The sequence below is a fragment of the Pseudomonas sp. P9_31 genome (assembly GCF_034008235.1).
GTDB lineage: Bacteria > Pseudomonadota > Gammaproteobacteria > Pseudomonadales > Pseudomonadaceae > Aquipseudomonas.
The window spans coordinates 1,873,583-1,892,825 of the sequence record NZ_CP125375.1 but is presented as its reverse complement, the minus strand read 5'-3'; the positions used below and the strand labels follow the sequence as shown (position 1 = coordinate 1,892,825).

Sequence of the window (19,243 nt, the reverse complement as noted above, 5' to 3'; positions counted from 1 at the left end):
GATCCCCCCGCGAAGACGCTCGGGTATACTTCGCCATCCTCTACAAAAGCACTGGAACCGACTCTCGATGCCGACCCCCACCGCTGCGCTCGACCTATTATTGCTGCCGACCTGGCTGGTACCCGTCGAACCGGCTGGCGTGGTCCTTAAAGAGCATGCCCTGGGCATCCGCGACGGTCGCATCGTATTTATCGGCCCGCGCGCAGCAGCCTTGAAGCTTAACGCAACCGAAGTCCGCGAATTGCCGGGCATGCTGCTCAGCCCCGGCCTGATCAATGCCCACGGGCATGCGGCAATGACGCTGTTCCGCGGCCTGGCCGACGATCTGCCGCTGATGACTTGGTTGGAAAACCATATCTGGCCCGCTGAAGCGAAGTGGGTCGACGAGGCTTTCGTACGCGACGGCACTGACCTGGCCATCGCCGAGCAGATCAAAGGTGGCATCACCTGCTTCTCTGACATGTATTTCTTCCCGAAGGTCGCCAGCGAACGCGTACATAACAGCGGCATTCGCGCCCAGATCGCCATTCCGATCCTCGATTTTCCGATTCCAGGCGCCAGCACGGCGGATGAAGCCATTCGTCAGGGCGTCGAATTATTCGGCGATCTCAAGCATCACGAGCGAATCAAAGTTACCTTCGGCCCCCATGCCCCCTACACCGTGGGCGACGAAAACCTGGAAAAAATCCGGGTGATCGCCGAAGAGCTGGACGCCTCGATTCATATGCACGTCCACGAAACCGCCTTCGAAGTGCAGCAGTCAGTGGAACAACGCGGCGAACGGCCACTGGCCCGCCTCGGCCGCCTGGGCCTGCTCGGGCCGCGCTTCCAGGCCGTTCACATGACCCAGATCAGCGATGAAGACCTGGCGCTGCTGGTAGAAAGTAACACCAATGTGATTCATTGCCCGGAGTCGAACCTGAAGCTGGCCAGCGGTTTCTGCCCGGTCGAGCGCTTGTGGCAGGCCGGGGTCAATGTGGCGGTCGGCACCGATGGCGCGGCCAGCAATAATGACCTGGACCTGCTCGGCGAAACCCGCACCGCCGCGTTGCTGGCCAAAGCGGTCGCCGGCTCGGCCACCGCGCTGGACGCCCATCGCGCCCTGCGCATGGCCACGCTCAATGGCGCCCGCGCACTGGGAATCGAAGCTGAAACGGGTTCGCTGGAAGTCGGCAAAGCGGCGGACATCGTCGCGTTCGACCTGTCGGGCCTGGCGCAGCAACCGGTCTACGACCCGGTTTCGCAACTGATTTATGCCACTGGCCGCGACTGCGCGAAACACCTTTGGGTCGCTGGCAAGCAATTGCTCGACGACGGCCGCCTGACCCGCCTGGATGAAGCGCAACTGTGCGCCACGGCCAAGGCCTGGGGCCAGCGCATCAGCGGCCATACCGAATCGTAAGCACCGAATTGTAAGCACCCTGGACCAAAACCGGGGCAACAGGATTTTTCAAGTTTTAGAGGACTGACACCATGAGCAACGTCGACCACGCCGAAATCGCCAAATTCGAAGCCCTGGCTCATCGCTGGTGGGACCGCGAAAGCGAGTTCAAACCGCTGCACGACATCAACCCGCTACGGGTCAACTGGATCGACGAGCGCGTCAATCTGGCCGGCAAGAAAGTTCTCGACGTCGGTTGCGGCGGCGGCATCCTCAGCGAAGCCATGGCCCAGCGCGGCGCCACCGTCATGGGCATCGACATGGGCGAAGCGCCACTGGCGGTCGCACAGTTGCATCAGCTGGAATCCGGCGTGAATGTCGAGTATCGCCAAATCACCGCCGAAGCACTGGCCGAGGAACTGCCTGAACAGTTCGATGTGGTCACCTGCCTGGAAATGCTCGAACACGTACCGGATCCGTCCTCGGTCATCCGCGCCTGCTTCCGCATGGTCAAACCTGGCGGCCAGGTGTTCTTCTCCACCATCAACCGCAACCCGAAGGCCTATCTGTTCGCCATCGTCGGCGCCGAATACATCATGAAGCTGCTGCCGCGCGGCACCCACGACTTCAAGAAATTCATCCGCCCTTCCGAGCTGGGTGCCTGGAGCCGCATGGCCGGCCTGACCGTCAAGGACATCATTGGCCTGACCTACAACCCGCTGACCAAGCACTACAAACTGGCGGCCGATGTCGACGTCAATTACATGATCCAGACCCTGCGCGAGGAGTAAGCCGATGCGTATCAGAGCAGTTCTTTTCGACATGGACGGCACCCTGCTCGACACCGCGCCGGACTTCATTGCCATCTGCCAGGCGATGCGCGCCGAGCGTGGTTTGCCGCCAATGAACGACAAGCATATCCGCGACGAGATCTCCGGCGGCGCCAGGGCGATGGTCGCTGTGACCTTTTCCATGGACCCGGAATCGCCGGGCTTCGAAGCGCTGCGCCTGGAATTTCTGGAGCGCTATGTCAAAGGTTGTGCGGTGCACAGCAAGCTCTTTGACGGCATGGGCGAATTGTTGGCCGACATCGAGAAGGCCAACCTGATCTGGGGCGTGGTCACCAATAAACCGCTGCGCTTCGCCGAACCGATCATGCAGCAACTGGGGCTGGCCGAGCGTTCGGCGCTGCTGATCTGCCCGGATCATGTGAAGAACAGCAAGCCGGACCCGGAGCCGTTGATCCTGGCGTGCAAGATGCTCGACCTCGACCCGGCCAGTGTGCTGTTTGTCGGCGATGACCTGCGCGATATCGAGTCCGGGCGAGATGCCGGCACCAAAACAGCCGCCGTGACCTATGGCTATATTCATCCGGACGATAACCCGCGGCATTGGGGTGCGGATGTGGTGGTCGATCATCCGCTGGAGTTGCGCCAGGTGCTGGATAGCGCCCTCTGTAGCTGCTGAGACCCGTTTTCAGGCTCCGGGGATGTGGCGTGAATGCTGACGCCTTCGCGGGCAAGCCCGCTCCCACAGGATCACGTTGCCCGGAGAAAATGTGTGAACACTCTCAGTCCCTGTGGGAGCGGGCTTGCCCGCGATTGGCCGCGCCGCGATCTGTCTTCTGTTTTTGTGAGGTTTTTTATGTTTGATTATTCCGCCCGCCCCGAATTGCTCAAGGACCGGGTCATACTGGTCACCGGCGCTGGCCGTGGCATCGGTGCTGCCGCCGCAAAAGCCTACGCCGCTCACGGCGCCACCGTGCTGCTGCTGGGCAAGACCGAAGCCAACCTGACGCAGGTCTACGACGAAATCGAAGCGGCCGGGCATCCACAACCGGTCGTGATCCCGTTCAATCTGGAAACCGCCCTGCCCCATCAATACGATGAACTGGCGGCCATGATCGAGACCGAATTCGGCCACCTCGATGGCCTGCTGCACAACGCGTCGATCATCGGTCCCCGCACACCCATCGAGCAGTTGTCCGGCGAGAACTTCATGCGCGTCATGCACGTCAACGTCAACGCCATGTTCATGCTCACCAGCACCCTGCTGCCGCTGCTCAAGCTGTCGCAGGACGCCTCGGTGGTGTTCACCTCCAGCAGTGTCGGTCGCAAGGGTCGTGCGTACTGGGGTGCTTACGGCGTTTCCAAGTTTGCGACCGAAGGCCTGATGCAAACCCTGGCCGACGAAGTCGATACCGTGGCACCGGTGCGCTCCAACAGCATCAACCCCGGCGCCACCCGTACCAGCATGCGCGCTCAGGCCTACCCTGGGGAAAATCCGCTGAACAACCCGACGCCCGAGGAAATCATGCCGGTCTACCTTTACCTGATGGGTCCGGACAGCACCGGCATCAATGGCCAGGCGTTCAACGCTCAGTAATGCCCGTGCGTCGCTTTTGTGTCGCGACGGTTTCCCGACGCGGCACGCAAAACAGGTATTAATTGCAGCCACTTCAAGTCAAATAAATGTCAACGCACTCAGCAGCCCCTCTCGCACAACCTTTCACCTTTTTGATTTAGAACGTTTTTTATCCAACTGAACCGAATGGCACGACTTTCGCTCTAATTTTGCTCAGACACGCCGAGTGAAAGCAAACGGGGCGGAGCGTGAGCCGATAGGTTACTAATCTTCGGTAAAGCGGACTAAACTCGTGCCAAATGTCCTACGGGACTGATGGACCAGTATGACGCGCAGCCCAAAGCCGCTCTCACCCAGCCTGTAAGACAGCCTTACTGCTTAGGGGCTCACGCCATATGAAATCACCTCCCCAGACCAACGCAATTGACTTCGACAGTGCCAAATTGCAACGCCTGGGCTTTGGTCAGCAGCCTCCTCTCCTGGGGCGGCCCGTCAGTCTTGCGCAGTTGCGCCAGGTGCTGGGCCTGAAGCTGCAAACCAGTCTTGAGCCGCAACGCATTCTCGGGCTTTTCTTCCGCGAAATTCAGCGCCTTGTGCCACTGGATGCCTTGAGCTATGAGCATCAGCCCAGCGACTTGCGCCTGCAATTCGGCCTGCGGGGGCATCATTCAATCACCTACAACCTCAGCCATGAAGGCGAGCCGTTGGGTGAACTGGTGTTCCGTCGCAATCAGCGTTTCAGCGAGCAGGAACAGGGCTCTCTGGAATCACTGCTGTCCACTCTGCTCTTCCCCATGCGAAACGCCCTGCTCTATCGAGCGGCGACCCAAAGTGCGTTGCGTGATCCGCTGACCGATACCGGCAACCGCATCGCTATGGATCAGACGCTGCAACGGGAAATCGAGATGTCACGGCGACACTCGCAACCTCTGTCGCTGCTGATGCTGGACATCGATCACTTCAAACACATCAACGACACCTACGGGCACAGTGCTGGCGATGAAGTACTCAAGGCGGTCGCAGCCTCGATCAAAAACCAGTTGCGCAACGTGGACATGGTGTTCCGGTTTGGTGGCGAAGAATTCATGATCCTGCTCTCCAACACCAGTCGGGAAGCCGCGGCCATGGTCGGTGAACGTCTGCGCTTTGCGGCGCAGACTCAGGACTATGTGGCCGATGGCAAGGTGATCGCGCTGACGGTCAGCCTGGGTTGCTCGACCCTGCTGCCCGGCGAGTCTGCCGAAAGCCTGTTACGACGGGCTGACAGTGCGCTGTATGTGGCCAAGCGCGAGGGGCGTAACCGGTTGGCGATGGCTGGCTGAAATTTCAGCAACACTGCATAACCCATGCAGGAGCGGGCTTGCTCGCGAAAGCGGTTTGACATTCAGCATCTGTGTTGAATGTTAAGCCGTCTTCGCGAGCAAGCCCGCTCCCACATTTGGTTTGTGTCGCTTTCAGAGGATCAGCTTTCGGCCAACGCCATCCGCTCACGGGCTACCGGGGTTTTTCCTGCCAGTTCCAACTGCATGCAACGTTCCAGGAACAGGTACATGTAGTCGTAACTTTTGCAGACAGCCTGGCGCAATTCCACCTGAAGGGATTTGCTCGGGTTCATGCCCGCCAGGGTGCAGATGATTTCCAGCGCTTCCCATGGATGGGCATCGTCGTACTGGGCGTGCATCTTCAACCACTTCATGGCCCGTTTGCGATCTTCCTCGGGAAACGAGGCCGCATAGACGCCATTGGAACAGACCACTGCCGACCACTCCCCGGTTGCACCCTCGATGGCGTAGTTGGTGGCGGCGATGGCCACGATCAACGAATCCGACGAACTGGTGTGCCAACACCAGTGGCTCAAGGCGTGAAGTTCAGGGGTAACCTGCTGCGCTCGCAGATCTTCCAGGCTGACGCCGTGAGCACGACTCCAGTGCACCCAGTAGTCGGCATGGTTCAATTCGACGCGAATGTTGCGCATCAGCCAACGACGCGCCATGTCTTCGCCAGGGTGGCGCGCAAATCGGGTTTTTGTCAGGTTCTGTGCCATGTATAACGCGAACTGTTCGACCACTGGCCAGCCACCAATGAGGTACTGACGCATGGTTTTTGCGCTGAGTCTGTTATCACGCATGCGCTGATACAGTTCGTGTTCGACAACCCGGCGCTTGCTCTCGCTGCAATCCTGAATCAATTGCTGAGCCCAGGCGGGGTAACTTGCAGCTTCCATGAGTGGTCCGGTTCGGTTGAATGTGTCGATCACTGTCGGCTCCTTTTGATTGTGATTTTAAGATCAGCAAGAGATTTCAACGGAACGTGCCGGGCGCCTTGAATAACAAAGGTTGTGGCCTGGCAGGACGACTTTGCAAACTATCGCAGGTAAACAGATGCGGGCGTTCAATCACATACCCTTGAGCGTAATCCACCCCGATCTCCAGCAATGCCTGCTCGATCTGAGGTGTTTCAACGAACTCGGCAATCGTGCGCTTACCCATGACATGGCCGATGTGGTTGATCACTTCGACCATGGCGCGGTTAATCGGGTCGTCCAGCATATCCTTTACGAAACTCCCGTCGATCTTCAGGAAGTCTACAGGTAAATGTTTCAAGTAAGCGAATGAGGACATACCGGCGCAGAAGTCATCTAATGAAAAGTGGCAACCTAAGCCTTTGAGTTCATTGATAAATCTAATTGCGCTTCCTAAATTGGAAATCGCGCTGGTTTCTGTAATTTCAAAACAAATCATTTCAGGCGGAATTGAATAGGTAACAAACTGTTCACGAAGGAAGTCCAGAAACGCCTCGTCTCCGATCGTAATACCTGACAGATTTATCGCACACATGGCCAACGGCCCTCGGCGTTCTTCAGTGATGGCTTGGGCAATGACCTTGAAAACGTTCTCCACCACCCAGCGATCAAGCGACGTCATCAAACCATAACGCTCAGCGGCCGGAATGAAACTGTCCGGCAGAATCATGCGCCCGGCTTCGTCATGCAGGCGCAGCAGGATTTCGATATGCCCGCCGCCCTGCTCGCCAGGGCCAAGGGGCGCGATTTCCTGGGCATACAGGCAAAAGCGGTCTTCTTCCAATGCCATGTGCAAGCGCTGCACCCAGGCCATCTCGCCAAAGCGCAGAGACAGCTCCGAGTCGTCGGCGTGATAGACCTGAACCCGGTTGCGACCCTTTTCCTTGGCCATATAACAGGCCATGTCAGCCGCACGCAGCGAAGCCTCGAGGGTGGCCGGACTCTGGGCCACATGCACCAGACCGATACTCACCGTGGTCACGAACGGCCGGCCTTTCCAGACAAAATGCAGGTTCTGCACGGTCAACCGCAGGCCTTCGGCAATTTTCTCGGCCGCTTCCGGCGCACAGTTTTCCAGCAAAATACCGAACTCGTCGCCCCCTAACCGGGCCAGGGTGTCGCCTTCGCGCAAACCTGATTGCAGCAACGCACAAATATGCCGCAACAGCTCGTCGCCCGCGGCATGACCGCAGGTATCGTTGACCAGCTTGAATTGATCCAGATCGAGGAACATCAAGGCGTGACGCCCCACCTGTCGCGTCAGGTGATGCAGGGCTTGCTCCAGGCGATATTCGAATTCGCGGCGGTTGGCCAGCCCGGTCAAGGCGTCATGGGTCGCTTGCCAGGACAGATTGGCGATGTACTGCCGCTCCTGGGTCATGTCATGCAGCACCAGCACGGTGCCACTGACCTTACCCGTGTTGCGGATCTGCGCGCCGACCAGAGTGACCGAGACCGTACTGCCATCCAGCCGCTGGATCAGTCTGGAATGTTCGCTGCCACCGCTGAGCTGCCCGCTCAAAATGTGCTCGATCAAGGCAAAACCGTCGGCCTGAGCGTTCTCGTCCAGCAGGTTGAACAGCGCCGCCAATGGCAACCCCGCCGCCTGTTCGGCTTTCCAGTGCGTCAAGGCCTCGGCGGCCGGGTTCATGTAGGCGATCGCGCCCTCGACGTCCGTGGTGATCACCCCGTCACCAATCGATTGCAAAGTGATCTGCGCCCGGTCTTTCTCCAACTGCAAGGCATCGGCGAAAGCATGGCGCTGCTTGAGCAGCTTGTGGGTGCGCAGCAAGGCCAGCACGATCAGGCCCAGCGCCGTGGCGAGGTTCGTCACCAGCAGCAGCCGGAGAATCATGCGTGAGCCCTCGCCCAAGGCATCGCTGAACGCTTTGGCAGGGGGCGTCACGCCATCGTTGATGACTAAAATCTGCTCCTTCCAGCGCTTGATGTCGGCATCGGTGGCCTGGCCATCGACAATACGCTGATGCATCTCCCGCGCGACATCATCGAGCCGCACCAGGTACGCGTCACCGACCGTCCAGAGTTCGATGGCTTTTTCAAGGTAACTGAAGTGCCGGAAATTGAGGTACAGCCAAATCAGGCTGGAGACGTCGTCCGGGTGATTGCCGCCTTTGAGAATCGCGAGCCGCGCGGCCTCGATATTCGGTGGCTGATGATCCAGCGCCATACGCAACTCATGGCCACCCTGAGGCACGGCAATCGCATTCTGGTATTTGAGAAAGATCGTCTCGTCGCGGCTGTCGGCGTAGAGATTGAGGTAATAGATGGCGTCTTTCTGGCCCTTGGACCACAGGCTTTCACCGCCGACGTAGCCGCGAACCGCCGAAAGAACGTAAAGACTGACGCCGCCCAACAGTGCCTGAAACAACACGACGGCGATAAATGGCCAGACGATGCCCAACAGCCGAGGCGTTCCGAGAGTCCGCTTTTGCTTCATGAGGTCCCTTGCATTAGCACAGCCTGATGAACACCCGAATAAGTCCCGCACCCGACAGCACAGACTAGGCTAATTTTCGACACTTCGAATGATCGGGCACGCAGCTAAAACCCGATGGTCTGATCAGACAGAGCATGAAAACGCCAATGTCGGATTTTCCCCGGGACAGCTCAAACACTAAGTACAGTAAGTCGCACGACGTTCAAGGTCGTTGAATTTGCTGCAAATGCCCGTAAAGCTTGGCGTACAAACCACCATCGGCAATCAGCTGCTGGTGGTCGCCATCCTCGGCAATCTGCCCGCCGTCGAATACCAATACCCGGTCAGCCTGCTTCACGGCCGACAACCGGTGCGCAATGATCAACGTGGTGCGATGGCTCAAGAACCGCGCCAGCGCCTGGTGCAGGTTGTATTCAGTGGCGGCGTCCAGGGCGGACGTGGCCTCGTCGAGGATCACCACCTTGGGTTCGGCCAGCACCATCCGCGCAATGGCCAGACGCTGACGCTGCCCGCCGGATAAACGCACGCCGGAACGCCCGACGATGCTGTCCAGGCCATTGGGCAATGCACGCACCGTGTGGTGCAGCTGAGCAATTTCCAATGCCTGCCAGCAGGCTTCGTCGCTGCGTTCGCGGCCCATGGTCAGGTTAGCCCGCACGGTGTCATTGAACAGGGCGGGATGCTGCAAGACCACGGCAACATTCTCACGCACGGTTTCCAGGCCGATCTCTTGCTGAGTCGAACCACCGAAACGGATGGTGCCGGCCAGCGGCGTGTACAAGCCCAGCAGCAACTGCACCAGCGTGCTTTTGCCACCACCGCTGGCGCCGACAATCGCGACTTTTTCACCGGGGGCAATCGACAGGTTCATTTGGTTCAGCACCAGTTCATCGCCGTAGCCGAAACTCAGCCCTTGAACTTCGATGCCCACCGTGTCGCGCCCCTGAAACGGGTCGACAGTGCCGGTGTATTGCGGCTCGTCTGCACGGGCCAGCAGCTCGTTGATCCGCGACAGCGCACCGCCGGCGGCGTAAAAGGCGTACTGCAGGTTGAGCAGTTGTTCCACCGGACCGATCATGAACCACAGGTAACTGAACACCGCCAGCATCTGGCCAATGGACAGGTCGGAAAACAGCACGGTGAGCATGGCCGCGGCGCGAAAAATATCGATGCCGAACTGGAACAGCAAACCGCTGGCCCGGTTCGATGCATCGGTTTTCCACTGCGAGTTCACCGCGTAATCGCGTACTTCCCGCGCTCGCTGCCCCAACCGTCCGAGGAAAAAACCCTGACGGTTACCGGCGCGCACTTCCTGGATGGCGTCCAGGGTTTCGGTCAAGGCCTGAGTGAAACGCGAGGTGCTGTCGTTCTCGAGTTTCTTCAGATGTTTGACGCGCTTGCCCAGCTGCACCGTGGCGTAGATCACCAGCGGGTTGAACAACAGAATCAGCAGCGCGAGTTTCCAGTGCATCCACATCAGGATGGAGGCGGTGCCCACCAACGTCAGCATGGCCACGAGGAAACGACTGAGGGTTTCACCGATGAATTTGTCCAGCGTGTCCAGGTCAGTGACCAGGTGAGTGGTCACCGTGCCGCTGCCCAGGCTTTCGTATTCCCCCAGCGAGATGCGCTTGAGCCGTTCGATCAGCCGCACCCGAATCCGATACACGATGTCCTTGGCCAGCGCCGCAAACAATTTCGCCTGCACCACGTTGAGCATCAAGGCGGTGCAGCGCAGCACCAGGGTCACCAGCAGCATCAGACCAATGTAACCCGCGGCTTTCTGCCAGCCTTCGGGCAGCGCGTGGTTCATGATTTTCAGTGCGGCGTCACCATGGCCCAGCAGCACTTCGTCCACCAGCAACGGCAACAGCAACGGGATCGGCACGCTGCACAGCGTTGCCAATACCGCTACGCCATTGGCGATCCACAGGGATTTTTTATGGTGCAGGGCCAGACGACGGATTTCCGCCCAGCTCAGCCGATCGACACGTTTGGGAGCCGCTGCATCATCGGGCAGATCATGCACAGGCTGCGCGCTCCAGCCAGCGGCCGAGCAACGGTGACAACTCGCTCAGGGGCTGATAACCATTGGTCAGCAGCGCCAATTGACCATCACGCTCCGCCAGCAAGGTCGGGAAACCGGCAATGCCCAGGTCCTGGACCCAGGTGAAATCGGCAGCGGTCGCGGCGTGCTGATCGGCACGATCGAACGCGGCGGCGAACTCGATGCGCGGCAAACCGGCCTGCTCCGCCAGTTCCACCAACACGCTGGCATGGGTGACGTCGCGACCCTCGACGTAGAACGCCTGCTGGATCAGCCCGAGCAGTGTCCAGGCGCAATCCGGTGCCAGGCTGCGCGCGGTCACCAGCGCCCGACAGGCAGGCTCGGTGTCGTAGACAAACCCGTCGGGCAATGCGCCCTCAAACTTGAACGGTTGGCCGGTGGCCTCGCTGACCGCCTGCCAGTGCTCAAGGATGTAGCGCCGGGTGGTCGGCTCCAGTGCCGCGCCACTGCCGGTGCGCAAACCACCCACCACCAGATGCAACTCCACACCCGCTGCCTGCGCCTGCTCAACCAGCGCTTTGGCCACCGGAGCGAAGCCCCAGCACCAGGAACACATCGGATCCATCACATAGAGCAGGCGCGCAGACATGGTTCAAGCCTCGGAAGCGGATTGCTTGTAGTTGTAACCGATCGGGTGCGGCATGTTGCGCGCCTTGGCCAGTTCGATCTGCTTCTGCCGGTCGATGGCACTGCGACGGGTTTTCTCGCTCAGCTTATCCCAGCAATGCGGGCAACTGATGCCGGCCACATAATGCTCGGATGCGCGGTCTTCCACGCTGACGGGCGTACGACAGGCATGACATTGATCGTAGTCGCCTTCGCTGAGGTCGTGACGAACGGTCACGCGGTTATCGAACACGAAACAGTCGCCCTGCCATTTGGTTTCTTCCTGCGGCACCTCTTCGAGGTACTTCAGAATGCCACCCTTGAGGTGATAGACCTCATCGAAACCCTGGCTGAGCATGTAGCTCGAGGCCTTCTCGCAGCGAATGCCGCCGGTGCAGAACATCGCGACTTTCTTGTGCACGGCCGGGTCGAAATTGGCTTTGATGTAGTCGGGGAATTCGCGAAAACTGGTGGTCTTCGGATCGATGGCGCCTTCGAAGGTGCCGATCGAGACTTCATAGTCGTTGCGGGTGTCGATCAGCAACACTTCCGGATCGCTGATCAGCGCGTTCCAGTTCTGCGGATCCACATAGGTGCCGACCTTTTTGTTCGGGTCCACGCCTTCAACGCCCAGCGTGACGATTTCTTTCTTGAGTTTGACTTTGGTGCGATAGAACGGCTGATCGTCGCAGTACGACTCTTTGTGGTCGATGTCGTCCATGCGTGGGTCGTTCTTGAGCCAGGCCATCAGCCCGTCAATGCCTTCGCGGCTGCCGGACACGGTGCCGTTGATGCCTTCTTCGGCGATCAGCAGGGTGCCCTTGATGCCATTGTCGACCATCGCTTGCAGCAGTGGCTCGCGCAGGTCGACGTAATTTTCCAGGGTGACGAACTTATACAGTGCCGCCACGACAATCTGTTGTGTCATGGGTAATTCTCCAGGTGGCTACCCTCGTAAGGGGTGAACCGGATACGAAAAAAAACGCGCCGGGTGAGCGGCGCGTTGCGGATTCTAGCAAAAACGGCGTGATTTTAGGACTGCGAGAATGCCTTTGTGGCGAGGGAGCTTGCTCCCTCGCCACAACAGCGCTTCAGCCCTTCACATTAATGCTTACTGCCGCCAGCACAGGTCGGCGAGGCCGGAGCCGCGTCGATCTGTGCCCATTCCTCAGGCGTGTAGGTATGCAGCGCCAACGCATGGAACTCGCCCATCAGTTCGCCCAAAGTGCCGTACACCTTCTGGTGACGCTTGACGCGATTGAGCCCTTCGAACTGCTGGCTGACCACCACGGCCTTGAAGTGGGTTTGCAACCCACGGCTGTGCATGTGGCTTTCATCCAGCACTTGCAGGTGCTCGGGCTGCAACAGCCCCAGCGTCGATTCGATGCGTTGTTGCATGGTCATACCGAACTCCGCTTAAGGCTTTTTCTTGGCAGGAGCAGGTGCAGTAGCTGCAGCCTTAGGATCCAGTTCGTTGGTCATGTCAGCCAACAGTTTGTTGACCACAGGCACAGCGCTTTCCAGCTTGGCTTGAGTCATCTGGGCCGATTGCTGAGTCAGCTGCGGCATTTTTTCCAGGACTTTCTTGCCCAGTGGCGACTGGTAGAACGCGACCAGCTCCTTGAGCTCGGATTCGCTGAAGTTGGTGGTGTAGAGCTTGACCATGTCCGGTTTCAGCTTGTTCCAGCCAATGGCTGCGTCCAGCGCGGCGTTGGCCTTGGCCTGGTAAGTTTCCAGAACGGCTTTTTTCGATTCAGGGGCTTTGGTCTGTTCAAAGCGCTGAGCGAACATTTGCTGCACTTGCATGTACACCGGAGTGCCCAGTTTGTCAGCGTGCGCCAGGGTCAGGAAAGCTTCGGCACTGGCGTTGTGGCTGGCGGTATCGGCAAAAACCTGGCCGCTGGCGCAAACCAGTGCAACCGCGGTACAGATGGCACGAAGACGAGTCATCGAGTTTCCTTTTCTAGCAGGCGAGGTAAAACCCCAAGGGCGTCCATTCTGCGCCTAAAAAAGTGTGTCGCTCAACCCCAAGCCTTGTCGGGCCTGATTTAGAGGGGTTGAACGGTCAAAATATCGACTGATGGAACCACGACCGGCGATCACGGCCTAAACTGCGCTATCGACCTACAGGAGTGTGCATGATGAGCCGTATCGAAACCGACAGCCTGGGCCAGGTGGAAGTCCCGGACGAAGCTTACTGGGGCGCTCAGACGCAACGCTCGCTGATCAACTTCGCCATCGGCAACGAACGCATGCCGCTGGCGGTGCTGCACGCCCTGGCCCTGATCAAGAAAGCCGCGGCGCGCGTCAATGATCGCAATGGCGACCTGCCCGCCGACATCGCCCGCCTGATCGAACAGGCCGCCGACGAAGTGCTCGACGGCAACCATGACGATCAGTTCCCGCTGGTGGTCTGGCAGACCGGCAGCGGCACCCAGAGCAACATGAACGTCAACGAAGTGATCGCCGGTCGCGCCAACGAACTGGCCGGCAACCCGCGTGGCGGCAAGACCCCGGTGCACCCCAACGATCACGTCAATCGCTCCCAGAGTTCCAACGACTGCTTCCCCACGGCCATGCACATCGCGACGGTTCAGGCGGTGCAACAGCATTTGCTGCCGGCGATCAGCGAGTTGTCTGGCGGGCTGGCGGAGCTGTCCACGCGGCACATGAAACTGGTCAAGACCGGTCGTACCCACATGATGGACGCCACGCCGATTACCTTCGGCCAGGAACTCTCGGCGTTCATCGCACAACTGGATTACGCCGAACGGGCGATCCGCAGCGCACTGCCGGCGGTCTGTGAACTGGCTCAGGGCGGCACCGCGGTCGGCACCGGGTTGAACTCGCCCCACGGTTTTGGCGAAGCGATCGCCGCCGAACTGGCCGCCCTCTCCGGCCTGCCGTTCGTCACCGCCCACAACAAATTCGCCGCCCTGGCCGGTCACGAGCCGTTGGTCACCCTATCCGGCGCCCTGAAAACCCTCGCCGTGACCCTGATGAAAATCGCCAACGACCTGCGCGTGCTGGGCTCCGGACCTCGAGCCGGGTTCGCTGAAGTGAAACTGCCGGCCAACGAGCCGGGCAGCTCGATCATGCCCGGCAAGGTCAATCCGACCCAATGCGAAGCGCTGTCAATGCTGGCCTGTCAGGTGTTGGGCAACGACGTCGTCATCGGTTTTGCCGCCAGTCAGGGGCACCTGCAATTGAACGTGTTCAAACCGGTAATCATTCACAACCTGCTGCAATCAATCCGCTTGCTGGGCGACGGCTGCAGCAACTTCCAACAGCATTGCATCGCCGGGCTGGAACCGGATGCCGAGAAAATGGCCGAGCATCTGGAGCGAGGCTTGATGCTGGTGACGGCGCTGAATCCGCATATCGGCTACGACAAATCGGCGGAGATTGCCAAGAAGGCTTATGGCGAGGGGCTGACCTTGCGTGAGGCGGCGTTGCAGCTGGGGTATCTGACCAATGAAGAGTTCGATGCGTGGGTGAGGCCGGAGAATATGCTGGAAGCTGGCAAGCAGGGGTGAATCACCACCGCCCTTGATCGTTCCCACGCAGAGCGTGGGAACGATCATTCAACCGCCATTTTGGTCTTTCTGGCACGAAGCCCGGCCATCAACGATGGCCCCAACGCCACCAGCGCCGACCCCAACACCACCAACACCGCCCCGCCATAACCCAGACCATTGATCTGCTCGGCATGCACGTACTCCGGCCATAACCAGGCCGCCACAGCCACAGCGGCAAAGGTCACCAGCGGCGTGATCGCCAGCGTCGCACTGACCCGCGAGGCTTCCCAGTGCGCCAGGGCTTCGGCGAAGGCGCCATACGCGATCAGGGTGTTCAAACAGCACGCCAGCAGCAGCCAGCCTTGCAGCGGGCTCAGTTGCAGCGCTTCCAGTGGATGCACCCACGGCGTCAGCAACAGCGCGCAGAACAGGTAAATCACCATCATCACCTGCAACGAATTCCACACCGTGAGCAACTGCTTCTGGCCCAAGGCATAGAAGGTCCAGACCGTGGACGCCAACAGCACCATCAGCACGCCTGCGGTGTAATCGGTGAGGGAGGTGAGCAACTCGCTCAAGCGCTGATTGAAGAACAGCCCAAAGCCGATCAGCAGCACCAACAGGCCAATCCCCTGCCCCACGCTGAACCGCTCCTTGAACACGAACAGACTGGCGATCAACAACATGATCGGGCCCATCTGCACCACCAGTTGCGCGGTGCCGGGGCTGAGCAGGTTCAGGCCCATCAGGTACAGCACGTAGTTGCCGACCAGTCCGAGTACCGCCATCAACACCAGCCAGCCACCGCGCGGGCCAAGCACTTTGCGACTCGGCAGGCGTTTGGTCGCCGCCAGATAAATGAACAGGCAACCACCGGACACCAGCAGGCGAAACCAGGTCACCGTCACCGGGTCCATCACCAGCAGCACTTGCTTGAGCTTGATCGGCAGGATTCCCCACAGCAACGCAGTCAGCAAGGCCAGGAACAAACCGTACACCCAGCGACCCGATGAAATATGCATGCTGACCCCGAAGCCCATTGGCAAGAACGGTCATTCTAGGCTCAGACCGGAGCGCGACACAGGGACCGTTGCCGGCGGGCCGCAAATGAAACTGTGCAGGTCGCACCATAACGTTGACGATATGCCGTCGATCAGGTGGCCAGGCGTTGCAAGTGGTTCATGCATAAGCTCATTGAAACCGACATCCGCAGGAGATCGCCCATGTACGGCATGCGCGCCCAGGACAACGCCCCCGCCACGCACTTTCGCTGTGACCGGTTGTGTCGTGTCAATGGAGAGTTGTATTTCACCACCCGGGAGCACACGCTGGAGGGGCCGTTTGCAAACCGGGAAGCAGCGGTGCGTGAGATTCAGGCGTATATCGAGCGGATGCAGTTCTTGTGCATAAGCCGGTAAACCGCGGCGCCTTCATCGCGAGCAGGCTCGCTCCCACAGTGGATCTATGGTGAACACAATATTGGTGAACACCAGTGATCAATGTGGGAGCGAGCCTGCTCGCGATAGCGGTCAATCAGACAACACGAATTTGCAGATTTAACGCACCGCCTCAAACAACCCCGTAGCCCCCATCCCGCCCCCCACGCACATGGTGACGATGCCGTAACGCAGGTTACGCCGCTGCAACTCACGCACGATGTGCCCGACCTGACGCGACCCCGTCATGCCGAACGGATGGCCGATGGAAATCGAGCCGCCATTGACGTTGTATTTGTCGTTATCGATTTCCAGCCGATTGCGGCTGTACAAGCACTGGGACGCGAACGCTTCGTTGAGCTCCCACAGATCAATGTCGGCAATCTGCAACCCCTTGGCCTTGAGCAACTTCGGCACCGAGAACACCGGGCCGATGCCCATCTCGTCCGGCTGGCACCCGGCCACGGCGAAACCGCGAAAGAAGGCTTTGGGCTTGAGCCCCAGCGCCAGGGCTTTTTCCAGGCTCATCACCAGGGTCATCGAGGCGCCGTCGGACAATTGCGACGAGTTGCCGGCGGTTACCGAACCGTCTTCGGCAAACACCGGTTTCAATCCGGCCAGACTTTGAAGGGTGGTGTCGGGGCGGTTGCAGTCGTCGTGATCGACAATGCCGTCGAGGATCTGCACCTGAGCGGTGGTCTTGTCTTCAACGCGATACTTCACTGCCATTGGCACGATTTCATCGTTGAACAACCCGGCGGCCTGCGCCTGGGCGGTACGCTGCTGGCTTTGCAGGGCATACAAGTCCTGCTCTTCGCGGCTGACGTTGTAACGACGCGCGACGATCTCGGCGGTCTGGCCCATGGGGAAATAGATGCCCGGCACCTGTTCTTTCAGCAGCGGGTTGATCAGGTTGTCGGTGTTGACGCTTTTCATGGTCAGGCTGATGGATTCGACGCCACCGGCGACAATGATGTCGCTGCAACCCGAAGCGATCTGGTTGGCGGCAATGGCAATGGCCTGCAAGCCCGACGAACAGAAGCGGTTAAGGGTCATGCCTCCCGTGCCGATACCCAAGTGCGAGAGCACCGCGACGTTGCGACCGATGTTGTAGCCCTGGGCGCCTTCGTTGGAGCCGGCGCCGACGATGCAATCCTCGACACTGGCCGGGTCGACGTCATTGCGCGTGAGCAGCGCATTGACGCAGTGGGCCGCCATGTCGTCCGGACGGGTCATGTTGAACTTGCCGCGAAAGGATTTGGCCAGGCCGGTCCGCACGCTGTCGACGATCACCACTTCACGCATGGCATACACCTCATTGTTGTTGTCAGTCAGGAGTTGGAACGAGCATAAGTCCAGCCCATGACTGACCGCGACAATCATTCACCCCGCGTATGCGTAGCCATCGGTTCAGCGCTTGTTTTTCTGCAGTTTCTTCTCGCGTTTGTCGGACTTTTCGAAGGCCTCTTCCAGCGCATGGTTAATGGTGCGCAGGACCTTGACCCGCGCCCAGCGCTTGTCGTTGGCTTCCACCAGGGTCCAGGGCGATATCTCAGTGCTGGTGCGATCGACCATGTCGCCAACGGCGGTGCGATAGTCATCCCATTTATCGCGATTGCGCCAGTCATCTTCAGTGATCTTGAAGCGCTTGAAGGGGATCTGTTCGCGCTCCTGAAAGCGTTCCATCTGAGTCTGTTTATCGATGGCCAGCCAGAACTTGGCCACGATCACCCCGGCATCGGCGATCTGCTCTTCGAAGTTGTTGATCTCGCCATAGGCGCGCATCCAGTCCGCCTTGCTGCAAAAACCTTCGACGCGCTCCACCAACACCCGGCCATACCAGGAGCGGTCGAACACAGTGAATTTGCCCCGCGCCGGAATATGCCGCCAGAAACGCCAGAGATACGGCTGCGCCCGTTCTTCCTCGGTAGGCGCGGCGATCGGCACGATGTCGTACTGGCGTGGGTCGAGCGCCGCGGCCACCCGACGAATTGCCCCGCCCTTGCCTGCCGCGTCGTTGCCTTCGAACACCGCGATCAACGCGTGACGACGCATGCGCTTGTCGCGCATCAGCCCGGAAAACCGTGCCTGCTCGGTAATCAGTTGCTCTTCGTAATCGTCCTTGTCCAGGTTCAGGGTCAGGTCCAGGCTATCGAGCAGATTCACTTGATCGACGCTGGGGAACAAGGGCGCGGCGCTGACTTTATGCGGGTGAATCCTCGGTCTCTTCAGCGCGCTCTGCAGACCCTCGAGCAAGATCTTGCCGACCGTCAGGCTCCGATAGCGCGCGTCCACGCCGGCGATCACATGCCACGGCGCATAGTCGCGACTGGTGCGGCGCAGCACCCGTTCGCCGTACTTCACGAATTTGTCGTAGGTCTCGGATTGTTGCCAGTCCAGCGGGCTGATGCGCCAACTGTGCAACGGGTCGTCGGCCAGCGCCTTGAGTCGCGTTTTCATTTGTTTCTTGGAGAGGTGAAACCAGAACTTGAAGATCAACGCGCCTTCGTCGTACAGCATCTTCTCCAACCGCTCGGCCCCGTTGATGGCTTGATCGAGTCGCGGATCCTTGAACAAACCGTGAACCCGTCCCTGCAGCATCTGGCTATACCAATTGCCGAAGAAAATACCCATGCGCCCCTTGGCCGGGAGCATCCGCCAGTAGCGCCAGGCCGGCGGTCGCGCCAGCTCTTCGTCGGTCTGCTGGTCGAACGTGCGGACCTCGATCGAACGCGGGTCCATCCATTCGCTGAGCAACTTGACCGTCTCGCCCTTGCCGGCCCCTTCGATGCCGTTGATCAAAATGATGACCGGAAAGCGGTGTTGCTGCCGAAGTTCGAACTGCGCTTCGAGCAAGGCTTCACGCAACGCCGGCACTTCGGCTTCATAGGTTTCTTTGTCGATGGCATGACCGATTTCGGCAGATTCGAACATGGCGCGGCTCCTTCCAGGATTGAGCAAGACTAGCGGAAGATGGAGGTTTGCGGTGAAGCAAAAAAGATCAAAAGATCGCAGCCTTCGGCAGCGCCAACAAAGGATTGGCGTACACCTGTAGGAGCTGCCGAAGGCTGCGATCTTTTGCGGCAACCACCATTCCGAGCTGGCGGGCT

General features: G+C 59.5%; 17 protein-coding genes. 7 read left to right on the top strand and 10 right to left on the bottom strand.

Annotated features, from left to right (window positions below; all coding sequences use genetic code 11):
- Positions 1–67: 67 nt before the first annotated feature.
- From QMK51_RS08595 to QMK51_RS08575, 5 genes are all read left to right on the top strand, one after another.
- Positions 68–1,402, top strand: coding sequence for a TRZ/ATZ family hydrolase (locus tag QMK51_RS08595; RefSeq protein ID WP_320393746.1), 1,335 nt, complete (start codon positions 68–70; stop codon positions 1,400–1,402).
- Between the two features lie 71 nt (positions 1,403–1,473).
- Positions 1,474–2,172, top strand: coding sequence for a bifunctional 2-polyprenyl-6-hydroxyphenol methylase/3-demethylubiquinol 3-O-methyltransferase UbiG (gene ubiG, locus QMK51_RS08590; RefSeq protein WP_258699685.1), 699 nt, complete (start codon positions 1,474–1,476; stop codon positions 2,170–2,172).
- Positions 2,173–2,176: 4 nt separating this feature from the next.
- Positions 2,177–2,848 carry an N-acetylmuramic acid 6-phosphate phosphatase MupP gene (gene mupP / locus QMK51_RS08585; RefSeq protein WP_258699684.1) on the top strand — a complete coding sequence of 224 codons (672 nt, stop codon included), beginning with the start codon at positions 2,177–2,179 and terminating at the stop codon, positions 2,846–2,848.
- A gap of 177 nt (positions 2,849–3,025) precedes the next feature.
- Positions 3,026–3,766 carry a YciK family oxidoreductase gene (locus QMK51_RS08580; RefSeq protein ID WP_320393745.1) on the top strand — a complete coding sequence of 247 codons (741 nt, stop codon included), beginning with the start codon at positions 3,026–3,028 and terminating at the stop codon, positions 3,764–3,766.
- Positions 3,767–4,140: 374 nt separating this feature from the next.
- A complete protein-coding gene (locus QMK51_RS08575) occupies positions 4,141–5,067 on the top strand; it encodes a GGDEF domain-containing protein (protein ID WP_320393744.1) in 927 nt (308 codons plus the stop codon).
- A 140-nt stretch (positions 5,068–5,207) separates the two neighbouring features.
- Here QMK51_RS08575 and QMK51_RS08570 read toward each other — a convergent pair whose 3' ends face one another.
- From QMK51_RS08570 to QMK51_RS08540, 7 genes are all read right to left on the bottom strand, one after another.
- The gene (locus QMK51_RS08570; RefSeq protein WP_413817516.1) at positions 5,208–5,969 is read right to left on the bottom strand and encodes a TenA family transcriptional regulator; all 762 of its coding nucleotides are present in this window, start codon (positions 5,967–5,969) and stop codon (positions 5,208–5,210) included.
- A 76-nt stretch (positions 5,970–6,045) separates the two neighbouring features.
- Positions 6,046–8,505, bottom strand: a complete 2,460-nt coding sequence (locus tag QMK51_RS08565; RefSeq protein ID WP_320393742.1) for an EAL domain-containing protein — start codon at positions 8,503–8,505, stop codon at positions 6,046–6,048.
- A 202-nt stretch (positions 8,506–8,707) separates the two neighbouring features.
- Positions 8,708–10,534, bottom strand: a complete 1,827-nt coding sequence (locus tag QMK51_RS08560; RefSeq protein WP_320393741.1) for an ABC transporter ATP-binding protein — start codon at positions 10,532–10,534, stop codon at positions 8,708–8,710.
- Positions 10,527–11,129 (bottom strand): DsbA family protein, encoded by a 603-nt coding sequence (locus tag QMK51_RS08555; RefSeq protein WP_320394492.1) that lies wholly within the window; start codon positions 11,127–11,129, stop codon positions 10,527–10,529. Before QMK51_RS08555 ends, QMK51_RS08560 begins: the two co-directional genes overlap by 8 nt.
- A 36-nt stretch (positions 11,130–11,165) precedes the next feature.
- Positions 11,166–12,107, bottom strand: a complete 942-nt coding sequence (locus tag QMK51_RS08550; protein ID WP_320393740.1) for a rhodanese-related sulfurtransferase — start codon at positions 12,105–12,107, stop codon at positions 11,166–11,168.
- 176 nt (positions 12,108–12,283) lie between these two features.
- Complete coding sequence (locus tag QMK51_RS08545; RefSeq protein WP_052964137.1) at positions 12,284–12,583, bottom strand: BolA family protein; 300 nt, start codon at positions 12,581–12,583, stop codon at positions 12,284–12,286.
- A 12-nt stretch (positions 12,584–12,595) separates the two neighbouring features.
- Complete coding sequence (locus QMK51_RS08540; RefSeq protein WP_320393739.1) at positions 12,596–13,129, bottom strand: DUF2059 domain-containing protein; 534 nt, start codon at positions 13,127–13,129, stop codon at positions 12,596–12,598.
- A 191-nt stretch (positions 13,130–13,320) separates the two neighbouring features.
- Here QMK51_RS08540 and QMK51_RS08535 point away from each other — a divergent pair, with 191 nt between their 5' ends.
- Positions 13,321–14,715 (top strand): class II fumarate hydratase, encoded by a 1,395-nt coding sequence (locus QMK51_RS08535; RefSeq protein ID WP_320394491.1) that lies wholly within the window; start codon positions 13,321–13,323, stop codon positions 14,713–14,715.
- Positions 14,716–14,759: 44 nt separating this feature from the next.
- Here QMK51_RS08535 and QMK51_RS08530 read toward each other — a convergent pair whose 3' ends face one another.
- Positions 14,760–15,719 carry a DMT family transporter gene (locus QMK51_RS08530; RefSeq protein WP_320393738.1) on the bottom strand — a complete coding sequence of 320 codons (960 nt, stop codon included), beginning with the start codon at positions 15,717–15,719 and terminating at the stop codon, positions 14,760–14,762.
- Positions 15,720–15,920: 201 nt separating this feature from the next.
- Between QMK51_RS08530 and QMK51_RS08525 the strand changes: the two genes are divergently transcribed.
- Positions 15,921–16,115 (top strand): DUF6316 family protein, encoded by a 195-nt coding sequence (locus QMK51_RS08525; RefSeq protein WP_320393737.1) that lies wholly within the window; start codon positions 15,921–15,923, stop codon positions 16,113–16,115.
- A 138-nt stretch (positions 16,116–16,253) separates the two neighbouring features.
- Here QMK51_RS08525 and QMK51_RS08520 read toward each other — a convergent pair whose 3' ends face one another.
- Together QMK51_RS08520 and pap are read right to left on the bottom strand one after the other, a co-directional pair.
- Positions 16,254–17,438: a thiolase family protein gene (locus QMK51_RS08520; protein WP_258699674.1), complete on the bottom strand. Its 1,185-nt coding sequence runs from the start codon at positions 17,436–17,438 to the stop codon at positions 16,254–16,256.
- Between the two features lie 105 nt (positions 17,439–17,543).
- Entirely contained in the window at positions 17,544–19,067 is a 1,524-nt protein-coding gene (gene pap, locus QMK51_RS08515) for a polyphosphate:AMP phosphotransferase (RefSeq protein WP_320393736.1), read from the bottom strand.
- Positions 19,068–19,243: the final 176 nt, after the last annotated feature.